The 13,288-nt window shown below is 32.3% G+C and carries 12 protein-coding genes; 7 read left to right on the forward strand and 5 right to left on the reverse strand.

Annotated elements, in window-relative coordinates; all coding sequences use genetic code 11:
* The first annotated feature begins 20 nt into the window (after positions 1-20).
* A complete protein-coding gene (locus ABXT66_RS07510) occupies positions 21-821 on the forward strand; it encodes an aspartate dehydrogenase (protein ID WP_443642875.1) in 801 nt (266 codons plus the stop codon).
* Between the two features lie 2 nt (positions 822-823).
* Here ABXT66_RS07510 and ABXT66_RS07515 read toward each other — a convergent pair whose 3' ends face one another.
* On the reverse strand, positions 824-1,738 hold the full coding sequence (locus tag ABXT66_RS07515) for a 2-dehydropantoate 2-reductase (protein ID WP_443642876.1): 915 nt from the start codon (positions 1,736-1,738) through the stop codon (positions 824-826).
* Between the two features lie 35 nt (positions 1,739-1,773).
* The gene (locus tag ABXT66_RS07520; protein WP_443642877.1) at positions 1,774-2,754 is read right to left on the reverse strand and encodes an aldo/keto reductase; all 981 of its coding nucleotides are present in this window, start codon (positions 2,752-2,754) and stop codon (positions 1,774-1,776) included.
* A gap of 242 nt (positions 2,755-2,996) precedes the next feature.
* Here ABXT66_RS07520 and ABXT66_RS07525 point away from each other — a divergent pair, with 242 nt between their 5' ends.
* Positions 2,997-3,908, forward strand: coding sequence for a DMT family transporter (locus ABXT66_RS07525; RefSeq protein ID WP_443642878.1), 912 nt, complete (start codon positions 2,997-2,999; stop codon positions 3,906-3,908).
* Positions 3,909-3,914: 6 nt separating this feature from the next.
* Here ABXT66_RS07525 and gatB read toward each other — a convergent pair whose 3' ends face one another.
* Genes gatB through gatC form a run of 3 tightly spaced genes read right to left on the reverse strand, consistent with a single transcriptional unit; the run spans position 3,915 to position 7,149 of the window.
* The gene (gatB, locus tag ABXT66_RS07530; protein WP_443642879.1) at positions 3,915-5,387 is read right to left on the reverse strand and encodes an Asp-tRNA(Asn)/Glu-tRNA(Gln) amidotransferase subunit GatB; all 1,473 of its coding nucleotides are present in this window, start codon (positions 5,385-5,387) and stop codon (positions 3,915-3,917) included.
* Positions 5,384-6,847, reverse strand: coding sequence for an Asp-tRNA(Asn)/Glu-tRNA(Gln) amidotransferase subunit GatA (gene gatA / locus ABXT66_RS07535; protein ID WP_443642880.1), 1,464 nt, complete (start codon positions 6,845-6,847; stop codon positions 5,384-5,386). The genes gatB and gatA overlap by 4 nt, the downstream gene beginning before the upstream one ends.
* A complete protein-coding gene (gene gatC, locus ABXT66_RS07540) occupies positions 6,847-7,149 on the reverse strand; it encodes an Asp-tRNA(Asn)/Glu-tRNA(Gln) amidotransferase subunit GatC (RefSeq protein ID WP_443642881.1) in 303 nt (100 codons plus the stop codon). Before gatC ends, gatA begins: the two co-directional genes overlap by 1 nt.
* 61 nt (positions 7,150-7,210) lie before the next feature.
* On the opposite strand from gatC, the gene ruvX reads away from it, so the two are divergent.
* The 5 genes from ruvX (at position 7,211) to topA (ending at position 13,267) form a co-directional block, all read left to right on the forward strand.
* Positions 7,211-7,678: a Holliday junction resolvase RuvX gene (gene ruvX / locus ABXT66_RS07545; RefSeq protein WP_443642882.1), complete on the forward strand. Its 468-nt coding sequence runs from the start codon at positions 7,211-7,213 to the stop codon at positions 7,676-7,678.
* 13 nt (positions 7,679-7,691) lie between these two features.
* Positions 7,692-8,672: an aspartate carbamoyltransferase catalytic subunit gene (locus tag ABXT66_RS07550; protein ID WP_443642883.1), complete on the forward strand. Its 981-nt coding sequence runs from the start codon at positions 7,692-7,694 to the stop codon at positions 8,670-8,672.
* A gap of 2 nt (positions 8,673-8,674) precedes the next feature.
* A complete protein-coding gene (locus ABXT66_RS07555) occupies positions 8,675-10,006 on the forward strand; it encodes a dihydroorotase (RefSeq protein ID WP_443642884.1) in 1,332 nt (443 codons plus the stop codon).
* Positions 9,996-10,625, forward strand: a complete 630-nt coding sequence (plsY, locus tag ABXT66_RS07560; RefSeq protein ID WP_443642885.1) for a glycerol-3-phosphate 1-O-acyltransferase PlsY — start codon at positions 9,996-9,998, stop codon at positions 10,623-10,625. The genes ABXT66_RS07555 and plsY overlap by 11 nt, the downstream gene beginning before the upstream one ends.
* A gap of 104 nt (positions 10,626-10,729) precedes the next feature.
* Positions 10,730-13,267 carry a type I DNA topoisomerase gene (gene topA / locus ABXT66_RS07565; protein ID WP_443642886.1) on the forward strand — a complete coding sequence of 846 codons (2,538 nt, stop codon included), beginning with the start codon at positions 10,730-10,732 and terminating at the stop codon, positions 13,265-13,267.
* Positions 13,268-13,288 lie beyond the last annotated feature (21 nt).

Consider the following 13,288-nt stretch of genomic DNA (forward strand, 5'->3'; position numbering starts at 1 on the left):
CAAACTCAAGGTATAATATAATGAAGGTAGGAATTGTTGGATTTGGCTCAATTGGTACTGAGGTTGCCAAAGCACTTATCATCGGTGTTGAGAATTTTTCTTTATATGGAGTTGTCTCAAGAAGCAAAAAAAACGTAGAAAGAAGAATATTACAACTTAATCATCAAATCAAAATCTTTGAATTAGAAACACTAATACAAAAGTGTGATATTATCATTGATTGCGCTCCCAAGGAAGCTTTTAGAGAAATTGCAACTCAATGTATCCAAAACAATAAAACATTAATAACTGTTAGTGGTGCTGGTATTCTTGATAATCTAGATTTAGAAGAAATGGCAAAAGAAAAAAATACACAAATTATTTTAGCTACAGGTGCTATTTTAGGCCTGGATGCTCTTAGAGCAGCATCTGAATCTAAAATTAATTCAGTTAAGATGATAACAAGGAAACCACCAAATGCACTCTCGAATGCCCCTTATGTAATAGAAAATGGAATTCAATTAGATAAATTATTAGCTTCAAAGCTAATATTCAAAGGATCTGCAACTGAAGGAGCAAAGGCCTTTCCAGCTAATGTAAACGTCGCAGCAGCGGTAGGTCTTGCTGGCATAGGTGCAGATAAAACTGAACTTGAAATATGGGCTGACCCTGATTTAGACAGAAATACACATAAAGTAGAAGTAGATGCGGACAGTGCTGTTTTTGAAATGTCTATACAAAATGTTCAAACTCCAGAAAATCCTGGTACTGGCAAAATTACTGGCCTTAGTGTTATTGCCTGCTTAAGAGGTTTAAAATCACCTTTTAAAATAGGAACATAAGATTATGTCAAGTTTCTCTGATAAACATTCATCCTAACATAACAAGACATTAATATAGGACAGTCAAAATTATATTTTTTACCTTTAGTAATTAAATCACCAAATATTTGTTCATGCTCTGTAAAAGAATTTTTTTCAACATCTCTCTGCATTGATGCTTTTATTGGAGAACCAGAGATCGTAATTGTTTTTAAAATAATATCAGCTTCACTATCTTCGTAATCATATTTATATAACTGGGCTATTGATCTACACTCATTGAACAAATCAATAATTATTTTTTTACCAAAATCAGTTTTAACTATATCACCTAAACTACAACTAAAAAGAGTTGTAGCTCCAGCAACAGTTGAAATAAAAACCCATTTCTTCCACAAATCTAAATTAATATCATCACTCAAAGCCACATCAAACTTTGTTTTAGCACAAACTTCTGCAAATTCTTTTAATGCATTATTTTTACTCAAATCTCTATTTCCAAAAGTAAGTTTTTTAAATTCACTAAAATGTTCTATTGTTCCATCTTTATTAACAGTAGAACTGATATGAGCTACACCACCCATAACATTATCTTGGCCGAACTCTTCATCTAGCTTTTTCATATGAGTAACCCCATTTAAAAAAGGAATAATTATACCTCTACCTTTTGTAGAACGTAAATCAATTATAGCCTGATCTAAATCATAAGTTTTACATGAAATCAAAATAATATCATACACTGGTTTTAATTCGTCTGATAATACCAATTTAGGGTCTAGGTTCAAATTCCCTAACGGACTAATTATTCTTAATCCATTAGCTTGTAATAAAGCTCTTCTTTTAGGTCTCACTAAAAATGTTACATCCGCTCCTATTTCGTGAAGGTGACCTCCAAAAAAACCACCTATTCCACCCACACCTAAAACTAATATTTTCATTTTAACCTCAATTATTAAATTAAAAGATTTTTAATTTATAAAAAATTAGAATTTTGTAATTCTAAAATTTTTTCTAAAACATCTTCAGGTAAAGGTCCCATTTCAACTGCTTGAATTGCATTTTGAAGATGCTCTAATGTCGCCAACCCCAAAACAGTACAATGCAAACTTTCAGTAGATAAGCCATATCTAACAGCTAATTGGGCCCTGTTTCCGTAAGTTTCACCAACTACTTTATATATTCTCTGAACACGTCTTTCTTCTTCTTTTATATCTATCATGTGCGTAACAGGCACTTCTCTTCCATGCCTTATATCTGTTGCCAATAAACCAGCCGCAAATATTCTAATACCTAAAATACCCATATTCTGTGCCTGGCAGTCCGATACTAAATTCGAAAAATCTTGATCATTCCATATGCCTTTTTCTTTAAAGGTAGCTGTTGGATTAAGAAGATTATAATATATTTGAGCTGTATCGAAACAACCAGTCTTTACAACGTCTCTGATTGGTTTTGTGTCGCCTAAAGCTGTTAGTCCAATATGGTCAACACGGCTGTCTTCTCTAATTTTCTCCATAATATCACAAACGCCATTTTTTTCTAAAATCTGGGCTGGAGTTAAAGTTTCTTCACTTTCATCAAATGTAATTTTATTATGCAGTTGATATAGATCTAATTTGTCTGTTTTTAACCTTTTTAAACTATTATCTAACTTTCTATCTATTTGTGACCCAAACGATTCTGAACTTTTGGGATCTAACCTTGCTTTTGATGATATGTACAATTTATCTTTAACTGGAAGAGCACTCAACAAATCTCCAATATTCTTTTCAGATCGACCTTCACTATAAGTTTCTGCAGTATCAATCCAATTAATTCCAGATTCTATTGATGTTTCTAAGGCTTTTTCCATCACCTCGTAGCTGGGATCTATAAATAACCCTCCAACCCAACCTCCTCCAAGAACCACCTCAGAGACATTTAAGTCAGTTCTACCTAATTTTATATTTTTCATAATGATTACATCTTTATTTGTTAAAAATTATAATTAACTAAACTTAACTCTTAAAATAATTATGTCTATTAACTCGATTAAAAGTATTATCTTATACTAATTGAATTTTTAAATAAAAATAGATTAAATAAATATTTGGTATCACCTAAGTTGATATAAATCATACAAATAAATAATTATTAGTTATTCATAATCTTATGATAGTTACATTAAATATAACCACATTAATAATTAGAAAAATTATGAATAAAGATAATTCCAATATTAAAACTCTACTACTCGGATCTTTTTTTGCATCTTTATCCGCAACACTTGGTGGATCTACTTTTGTTTTTACTCGATATGTAGTTGACAGTATTGATCCATTTACACTCAGTTTTGTAAGATACGGGCTAACAGGATTCATATTATTCTTATTATCCATATCAGTTTTTATAAAGAAAAAATTTGACCGAAAAGATCTTATTCCAATGAGTTTTTTGGGGTTATCTATGATTACTCTATTTCCAAATTTTATGGCACTTGGCTTAGAATATACTACTGCTGCTCGGGCCGGGTTACTATATGCAACAATGCCATTATGTACAATTGTAATAGCCTACCTTTTTAAAATTGAAGAAATTACACTCAATAAATCACTTGCAGTGGTAATTGCGATAACGGGCGTGACTTTCTGTATGTCAGAAAAGGTTGATAGTAATTTCAGTCAAACATTAAAAGGTGATTTTCTAATGATGACGGGTGTATTTGCAGCTTCATGTTTTACTGTATTTTCTGGAAAGTATCTTAAAAAATACGGCAACATACCTGTAATGATATATGTTATTTTTATTGGAACATTATTAAATTTTTCATTGTCGTTAAGTTTTGGTTCTATCTATGAAAGTTTTTATCAAATAAACGAATTCGAACTCGCTGCTTTAGCAATGCTAATCATACCTGGTGGGGTCATTATGATGTATTGCTGGGGAAAAGCATTACAAATGATAACACCAACACAAGCAGCAATTTCTCTTGGTTTCAACCCACTTTCAGCTATTTTACTTGGTGCGATCATATTGAATGAACAAATTACATTTAAGTTAATTATTGGCTTTTTATCGATTATAATTGCAATTATATTAGTAAACTGGCGTATACAAAAGGAAAATTAGAAAATACTACTTTAAGTTTTCTTTTAGCATTTTGTTAACTAAACCTGGGTTAGCTTTTCCTTGAGATATTTTCATTACTTGACCAACAAAAAAACCAAAAAGCTTGTCTTTTCCACTTAAGTAATCTTTGACCTTGTCTTGGTTGTCAGCAATGACATTCTCAACTAGTTTAAGTATTTCTTTATCATCAGAAACCTGTTCTAGTCCTTTTTCTTTAACAATATCTGAAGGTTTTTTATTACTGATCATCATTTCAGAAAAAACATCTTTAGCTATTTTCCCTGATATAATCCCTTTAGCAATCAAGCCAATTAATTCACCTAATGCTTCTGGAGAGATTGGACTATTTGCTAGCAATAAATTTTCCTTCTTAAGTGCACCGAACAATTCTGATATCATCCAGTTTGCCGTTAATTTTCCATCGCCACCAGTTGCAGCTTGTTCAAAGAAATCAACATAATCCTTTTCTTCAACTAAAATAGAAGCGTCATAAGGAGTTATTCCATATACATTTACTAATCTTTTTTTTGCAAAGTCTGGTAACTCGGGTAACTTTTCTTTAATATCTTGAACATAGCTATCAGTAAATTCTAAAGGCAAAAGATCTGGGTCTGGAAAATATCTATAATCATGAGCATCTTCTTTACTTCTCATCGATCTAGTTTCTCCTGTTGAAGTATCGAAAAGCCTTGTTTCTTGATTAATTTCTCCACCTGCTTCAAGTATTTCAACTTGTCTTTCAGCTTCTGCTTGAATAGCTTGATTAATAAACCTTATGGAATTTAAATTTTTTATTTCGCACCTAGTACCAAATTCTTCTCCTGCTTTCCTAACAGAAACGTTACAATCAGCTCTTAAAGAACCCTCTTCCATATTACCATCACATGAGCCAACATATCTTAAAATAGATCTTATTTTTTTAACATAAGCCCCCGCTTCTTGAGGTGATCTAATATCTGGTTTGGACACAATCTCCATTAAAGCAACGCCTGTTCGATTTAAATCAATGTAAGATTTACTTGGGTGTTGATCATGTAAAGATTTACCAGCATCTTGTTCAAGATGTAATCTTTCAATACCTATTGTTGTTTGGTTATCATCATCTACGTCGATATTAATTTCACCCTCTCCAACTATAGGTTTCGAAAATTGACTTATTTGATAACCTTGAGGCAAGTCAGCATAGAAGTAATTTTTTCTATCAAATATAGAAACGTTATTTATCTGAGCATTTAAAGCTAACCCTGTTTTGACAGCTTGTTCTACACAATATTCATTAATTACTGGAAGCATACCAGGCATTGCTGCGTCAACTAATGAAACATTAGAGTTTGCTTGAGCACCAAAAGTAGCAGAGGCTCCTGAAAACAACTTTGATTTACTTGAAACCTGGGCATGTATTTCTAGACCAATTACCATTTCCCAAACACCCGTTTCACCTTGAATATAACCAGGTTTTAATTTTAAAGTTTCACTCATTTGGCCGCTCCATCAGCAATAAAATTAAAGTTAGCAGATTTTTCTAATACATGAGCAGTACTAATCAAACCTGGTTCGTCAAATGCGTTAGCAATAAGTTGAATTCCAATTGGAAGACCCAATTTATCTAAACCAACAGGTAATGATATTCCAGGAAGACCTGCTAAACTTGCTGGTACCGTAAAAATATCATTTAAATACATAGTCAATGGATCTTGTTTTTTACCTAATTCAAAAGATGTTGTTGGAGTTGATGGTGTAAGTATATAATCAACTTTTTTAAAAACATTTTCAAAGTCTTCTTTTATTAATCTTCTTACTTTTTGAGCTTTTAGATAATACGCGTCATAATAACCAGAAGATAAAACATAAGTTCCAATCATTATTCTTCTCTTCACTTCATCTCCGAAACCTTCACCGCGAGTTGTTTCATACATATCGTCTAAACTGGATGCTTCTTTTCTTTGACCAAACCTCACACCATCATATCTTGCCAAATTACTGGATGCTTCTGCGGGTGCTATGATATAATATACAGGAAGAGCATACTTTGTATGAGGCAAAGAAACTGGGATAATTTCAGCTCCCGCCTCTTTGAGCCAATTAATTGATTTTTGATAAAAGTTTACAATATCATCAGAAATACCATCTTGTGTGTATTCTTTAGGAATTCCAATCTTTTTTCCTTTTATACTATTACCCAAATAACTCATTAGATCAGGCATGGCCAAATTAGCAGATGTTGAATCTTTTTTGTCATAACTAGCCATAGAATTAAGCATAAGTGCAGCATCACTAACTGTTCTAGTCAAAGGTCCTGCTTGATCCAAAGATGAAGAAAAGGCTACTATTCCCCATCGCGAACATCTGCCATAAGTAGGTTTTAAACCAGTGATCCCACAAAATGCAGCTGGCTGTCTGATTGAGCCACCCGTGTCTGTTCCAGTTGCTGCTAAAGCTGATCTTGCTGCCACAGCTGCAGCAGACCCACCAGAAGAACCACCTGGGGACATCTTCTTATGTTTTAACCATGGATTTATGACATTGCCTTTAGCAGCTGTTTCATTACTTGAACCCATTGCAAACTCGTCGCATGATAACTTGCCTAACATAACGGCACCGTCATTCCAAAGATTTTGGGTTACAGTACTTTCATAGGTAGGATAAAAATTATCAAGTATTTTGGAAGACGCGGTAGTCTTTATGTCTTTAGTACAAAACATATCTTTTACGCCTATTGGAAGACCTTCAAGAGGCCTAGCAACACCCTTAGAAAGGTTTTCATCAGATACTAGAGCCATTTCTAAAGCTTTTTCTTTTACTATTTCTAAATAAGCACCCAAAGACGAAGTTTTTTCTATAGCCTCAATATAAGCATTAGTAAGTTCAACTGAAGAAATTTTTTTTGATTTAATGGCCTCAGATGCGCCTAGCAAATCATATTTTAATAAATCAGACATTATTCAATAACCTTTGGAACTACAAAAAAACCACTAGAGCTTTCGGGTGCATTTTTTAAGACTAAGTCTTCTATATTCCCATCAGTCACTATATCACTTCTAAGTGGTAATTTATGACCTGTAACCGAAGCTAAGGGCTCAACATTAGACGTATCAACCTCCTCTAGGTTAGCTACAAATCCTAAGATGTTATTTAAATCGTTTGTTAGGCTTTGTTTATTCTTTTCAGGAATATCTAAACGAGAAAGTCTTGCTATTTTATTTACAGTTGGAATATCAACAATCGATTTTTTATTGGACATTTTTATTATTTCATCCCATTGATTGAATTTAAATATATTAGAAAGTCTGTTAGCATCAATTATGCCTATCTTCAAGTCTGATGAATTTTTGTTGAACATTTTGCCTAAAAAAAGGATTTTAGGAATAGATCCTGGTACCAAAACTTTGGGAATAGCAATCAGTAATTCAGATTTGACCGTTGCCTCCCCTATTTTTACAATCCAAAGAAAAAAATTACAATCTGATTTAAATCAACTTCTTGAAGTTCTAAAAAAATATGATGTTACAGGAATAATTATAGGTTGGCCTTTAAACATGGATGGAAGTATTGGGCCAAGATGCGATTCTGTTCGAGATTTTATAAAAAGCTTATTAGAAATGATTGATATTCCAATCCTACTTCAAGACGAACGAATGTCTACAATGGCTGTTGAAAAGCCTATGATCAAGGCAGACCTTACTAGAAAAAAAAGAAACTCCAGAACAGATCAACTAGCTGCTTGCTGGATATTACAAACTGCACTAGACGGATTACCCAAAAGAATGTAGTAAGATATTTTAAATGAACAAAATATTTAAAAACCATAAAACCATTTTGCCCTCTCCAGTTAATTTATTATCTTCCCATTTGTTAGCAATAGAGGGTATGCAAAAGTATGAAATTGAAGGATTACTCGATAGAGCCAATTACTTTGCTAATTTAGATAGACACAGTGATACAAAAAAACTATCAGGTTATGTTGTTCTAAACGTCTTTTTTGAAAACTCTACTCGTACAAGAGTGTCTTTTGAACTTGCAGCAAGAAGACTTGGTGCAGAAGTTATAAACATATCTTTAATTAACTCATCTATAAAAAAAGGAGAAAGCCTTCTTGATACTGCAAGCACTTTAAATGCAATGCGACCAGATTTATTGATAGTAAGACACCCTCATAGTGGAGCTCCACATTTATTTGCTGACTATTTAAATTGCAGCATTATCAATGCAGGTGATGGAAGACATGAGCACCCAACGCAAGCGTTATTAGATGCTTTAACTATTAAGAGAAGAATTGGTCATTTAGAAGGATTAAAAATAAGTATTTGTGGAGATATAGCTAACAGTAGAGTGGCTCGTTCAAATATTCATCTTTTAAATATAATGGGAGCAGAAGTTAGGTGCATAGCTCCATCAACTTTAATGCCTTTAAACCTAGAAAAGTTAGGTGTAAAGTGCTTTTATAATATGGAAGAAGGCATCAAGGATGCCGATGTAGTCATGTTATTAAGACTTCAAAATGAGCGTATGTCTGGAACTGAAAATCCCTCTGAGCGTGAATATTTTAAATTTTTTGGCCTTGATGAAACTAAGTTATCACTAGCAAACTCAAATGCCGTTATTATGCATCCTGGCCCAATGAATAGAGGTGTTGAAATTGCATCTGCGTTAGCTGATGATTCAAATAGGAGCTTAATAAAAACTCAGGTTGAAATGGGTGTGGCAGTTAGGATGTCAATTATTGAATCTCTAATCCATACAAAAACTAAAGGTTTAGAAAAGTAAAAATGGCATATACAATTTTTAAATCTATCAATGTTCTTAACCCTCGTACAAATTTTGATGAAAAATCAAATGTTGTTATTGAAAATAACAAAATTATTTCAATTTCAAAAAAAATTAATCTAAAAACTTTCACAAACCATAAATCTGTAACTATTTATGACGGTAATGGTTTAACTATATCTCCTGGATTAATGGACATGCGTGTTAATTTAGGAAAAACTGAAAATTTAAAATTAACTCAGAAAGTTGCTCTGGAAAATGGTGTAACTTCAATTGTCATTCTTCCAAATCAAACTCCTAAACTTAATAATCCCTCTATTATAGATCATATCTATAAACAATCAGAAAACTCTATGTTACCTAAAGTTAATGTCTATGGTGCTGCAACAAAAGATGATGCAGGGCTAGAAATGAGTGAACTAGGATTAATGTCAGAGATGGGTGCTGTCGGTTTCACAAATGGGAATAAAAGTATTAAAAATAGTTTGGTTATGAGACGTTTAATGAGTTACGCAGAAATGATAAATCGCCCTATAATTCAACATGCAGAAGATCAAGATTTGTCAGGGATTAACCAAGCTTCAACAACATCTATAAGGGGTGAAATGAATGAAGGAGAAATTTCTACTCGTCTTGGTTTAATCGGAATACCATCTTGTGCAGAAGTAATTATGATTGAACGAGACATAAGATTAGCTGAATTAACTGGTGTTCATTATCATGTAGCTCACGTATCTACGAGAGAAGCAATTGATGTAATTCGTCAAGCTAAGAAAAAGGGATTAAATATAACTTGTGATACTGCTCCACCATATTTTTTATTAAATGAAAATGTATTATTGAATTATGATACATCATTTAAAATTTCACCTCCTTTAAGGACAGAGGACGATAGAATGGCCGTAATAGAAGGTATACAAGACGGAACAATTGATGCAATAGCCTCTGATCATAGAGCTAGATCAAAAGACACAAAAGTTCAACCATTCTCTGCTGCTTCAATTGGGGCTGCAGGAATTGAAACGTTATTTTCACTAACTTTAGAATTAGTTCATAAAAAATTAATTAGTTTAAATAAAGCAATTTCTTTAATCTCAGTTAATCCTTCTAAGATATTAAAAATAAAAGAGCCTACTCTTGAATTAAATGAAGATGCTACTTTTATCATTTTTAGTGACAGCTGTAAAAGTACAATTAATCAAAAAAATTTAATGTTTAGCCCAACTCCATTTGAGGGAAGAAATATAAAAGGCAAAATTCTAGCCACTTTTATTCGTGGCAATCCGTCTTACTTAAATTCAATATTAAAAAAAAGGCTATTAAATGAATTTTGATCTCAACTATTTATTAGTTTTATTATTATTCTCTTTTCTAGGTTATTTAATTGGCTCTATACCTTTTGGTTTAATCTTGACCAAGATGTCAGGTTTAGGAGATATCAGAAATATAGGTAGTGGAAACATTGGCGCAACGAATGTTTTAAGGACTGGCAACAAAAAAATAGCGTTGTTTACATTAATTTTAGATGGAAGCAAGGGAGCCTTAGCATTATTTCTGTTAACATCCTTATTAACTAAGGCGTCAATTTTCAACATCTATAATGTTGAATTAATTATGAGTGTGGTTGCTATATCTTCTGTTCTGGGACATTGTTTTCCAATTTGGTTGAATTTTAAAGGTGGCAAAGGTGTAGCAACAGGATTTGGTACTATATTGTTTATTAATTTATTAGTTGGAATTACAGCTCTTCTGATATGGTTTTTAATAGCAAAATTATTCAAAATTAGCTCAATGTCAGCTTTGGTTTCTTATTTTCTAATACCTTTTTTAATGGCTTTTTACTCAGTGGAAAATTATTTTATTATTGCTTCAGTATTTATTTCATCAATCTGTTGGTTTCAACATCGAGAAAATATTAAAAGATTGTTGAATAGAACAGAGCCTAAAATTTAAAAACTCTGTTGTTATTTAATCAAAGTAATGTTATCTGCAAATGAATAGCTCATTAAACACTAATGTTTTATTACTTTTTAAAATTAACCTAGGACCTAAAATAAATGAAGTTAGTAATAGTTGAATCTCCTGCAAAAGCCCAAACTATTAATAAATACCTGGGTAACGATTATAAAGTAATTGCATCAGTTGGCCATGTAAGAGACTTACCATCCAAAGATGGTGCAGTTCTTCCTGAAGATAATTTTAAAATGTCTTGGGAAATGCACAAAGATAAAGAAAAAGTTGTAAAAGAGATTATAAGTGAATTAAAAATTGCCGACACTCTTATTCTTGCCACAGACCCAGATAGAGAAGGTGAGGCCATTAGTTGGCATCTTAAAGAGATTCTAAATAGCAAAAAAACTATACAAGACAAACCCGTTCAGCGAGTGGTTTTCAATGAAATTACTAAAAATGCTGTTTTAGAGGCAATGAAGAGCCCGAGGGAAATAAATACAGAATTAGTAGAAGCATACTTGGCAAGAAGAGCCTTAGATCATCTTATAGGTTTTTCTATATCACCTATATTATGGAGAAAACTTCCTGGCTCTAAATCTGCGGGTAGAGTTCAATCAGTGGCTTTAAAGCTAATATGCGAAAGAGAAATTGAAATTGAAAAATTTAATATAGAAGAATATTGGTCAATTGCTTCAGTTTTTACAAAAGATAACAAAGAAGATTTTACTGCAAGGCTTATTTTTATAAACAACAAAAAGCTTGCAAAAATGGATATTAAAAATGAAAGTGAAGCTAATTTGGCACTTGATCAGATTAATAAATCAACTTTTCATATTACAAATATTGAGAAGAAAAGGGTTAAAAGAAATCCTTTAGCACCCTTTACAACCTCAACTCTTCAACAAGATGCCTCAAACAAACTGGGCTTTGGTGCGTCAAGAACTATGAGAATTGCTCAAAAGTTATACGAAGGAATAAATATTGGTTCTGAAACAACTGGGTTAATAACATATATGCGAACTGATGGAGTTCAATTAAGTTCGCAAGCTATTGAAGAATTACGAAATGAAATTTCAAACCGTCATGGAAAATCATATATTCCTGATAATCCAAGAGTATATAAATCTAAAGCAGCAAATGCACAAGAAGCTCATGAAGCAATAAGACCAACAGACATTGCACGAGATCCAGAGAGCATATCCAGTTATTTGGATGCGGAACAATTTAAATTGTATGATCTAATTTGGAAAAGAACTATTTCAAGTCAAATGCAATCAGCAGAATTAGATGAAACTGCAGCCGATATTTCAAGTAAAGATCAAAGCATCACGTTTAGAGCTAATGGTTCACAAGTTATTTTTCCTGGTTTTTTTGTTTATAGAGATAAAGAAGATGATAGGCTATTACCTAACTTGAAAGAAAAAGAAGAAGTTGATTTAAGTAAGGTTGAAAGTGATCAACATTTTACACAACCTCCGCCAAGATATACTGATGCAAGTCTAATTAAAAAGATGGAGGAGTTGGGTATTGGTAGACCATCAACTTATGCTTCAATATTACAAGTTTTAATAAATAGAAATTATGTTGAAAAAGAGAAAGGCAAACATGTACCACAAGAAAGAGGCCGAATACTTACTGCTTTTTTAAATAATTTTTTTGGAAAATATATTGAGTATGATTTTACTGCAGAATTAGAAAAGAAACTGGATACTGTATCGGATGGAAAATTAAATTATAAAAAATTATTAGAAGAATTTTGGGACAATTTTAAACCTCATTTAGATAAAATGTCTAACCTCGAAAGAGATAAAATATTAGAAGCCTTAGAAAACGAACTGACAGACTTATTTTTTCCTAAAGACGATCAAAAAGACAATGGTCAACCAAACCGAACATGCCCAACATGCTCCAATGGAACCTTGGGCTTGGAATTAGGAAAATATGGTGCTTTTATAGGATGCTCTAATTATCCAGAATGTAAATTTACTAAGCAGATCGCAAATAACCAAAATGGTGACGATAGCGATGCTAACAACACTTTTATGCCTGAAAATGATGGATTGCTTGGAATAGACCCTGAAACAGGATTAAATGTTTTAATTAAAAAAGGTCCTTATGGTATTTATATTCAACTAGGTGAAGAAAAAAAACCAAAACGAACTAGCATCCCAAAACTTGTTGAAGCCAAAACAATTGATCTAAAAAAAGCATTAGCTTTTCTCTCATTACCAAGATTAATTGGTAAACATCCAGAAACTGAACAAGATATTTCTGCTGGTATAGGCCGATATGGTCCCTATTTAAAATATGATATAAATTTTATAAGTATTCCAGCTGACGAAACAGTCATAAACATTGGCTTAAACCATGCTGTAGTTTTAATTGGAGAAAACAGTGACAAACTTGGTAGAGTGCTCGGAGACCATCCTGATGGTAATGGTAAAGTGTTGGCAAAATCAGGAAGGTTTGGACCTTATGTAGAATACAATAAGATTAGAGCCACTTTACCTAAATCTTTTACTTTAGAAGATATTAATTTAGAACAAGCAATTGAATTAATTATTGCAAAAGCTGCGAAACCTCCAAGGTTTAAAAAGAAAACTACTCCAAAAACTTCTAAGAAATCAAAAAAGAAAAAATAATCTATGGTTAATATAAACTTC

Origin of the sequence: Candidatus Levibacter sp. Uisw_134_01, assembly GCF_047717795.1 — a bacterium.
Classification (GTDB): domain Bacteria; phylum Pseudomonadota; class Alphaproteobacteria; order Puniceispirillales; family Marisalimonadaceae; genus Marisalimonas.

What these genes read in the sequence shown, in the direction of transcription:
- ABXT66_RS07520 (WP_443642877.1), bottom strand. Translation starts at nt 2,754, where the DNA reads ATGAAAAATATAAAATTAGGTAGAACTGACTTAAATGTCTCTGAGGTG.
- ruvX (WP_443642882.1), top strand. Translation starts at nt 7,211, where the DNA reads ATGCCTATCTTCAAGTCTGATGAATTTTTGTTGAACATTTTGCCTAAA.
- gatC (WP_443642881.1), bottom strand. Translation starts at nt 7,149, where the DNA reads ATGTCCAATAAAAAATCGATTGTTGATATTCCAACTGTAAATAAAATA.
- ABXT66_RS07510 (WP_443642875.1), top strand. Translation starts at nt 21, where the DNA reads ATGAAGGTAGGAATTGTTGGATTTGGCTCAATTGGTACTGAGGTTGCC.
- ABXT66_RS07555 (WP_443642884.1), top strand. Translation starts at nt 8,675, where the DNA reads ATGGCATATACAATTTTTAAATCTATCAATGTTCTTAACCCTCGTACA.
- ABXT66_RS07550 (WP_443642883.1), top strand. Translation starts at nt 7,692, where the DNA reads ATGAACAAAATATTTAAAAACCATAAAACCATTTTGCCCTCTCCAGTT.
- topA (WP_443642886.1), top strand. Translation starts at nt 10,730, where the DNA reads ATGAAGTTAGTAATAGTTGAATCTCCTGCAAAAGCCCAAACTATTAAT.
- ABXT66_RS07525 (WP_443642878.1), top strand. Translation starts at nt 2,997, where the DNA reads ATGAATAAAGATAATTCCAATATTAAAACTCTACTACTCGGATCTTTT.
- gatB (WP_443642879.1), bottom strand. Translation starts at nt 5,387, where the DNA reads ATGAGTGAAACTTTAAAATTAAAACCTGGTTATATTCAAGGTGAAACG.
- plsY (WP_443642885.1), top strand. Translation starts at nt 9,996, where the DNA reads ATGAATTTTGATCTCAACTATTTATTAGTTTTATTATTATTCTCTTTT.
- ABXT66_RS07515 (WP_443642876.1), bottom strand. Translation starts at nt 1,738, where the DNA reads ATGAAAATATTAGTTTTAGGTGTGGGTGGAATAGGTGGTTTTTTTGGA.
- gatA (WP_443642880.1), bottom strand. Translation starts at nt 6,847, where the DNA reads ATGTCTGATTTATTAAAATATGATTTGCTAGGCGCATCTGAGGCCATT.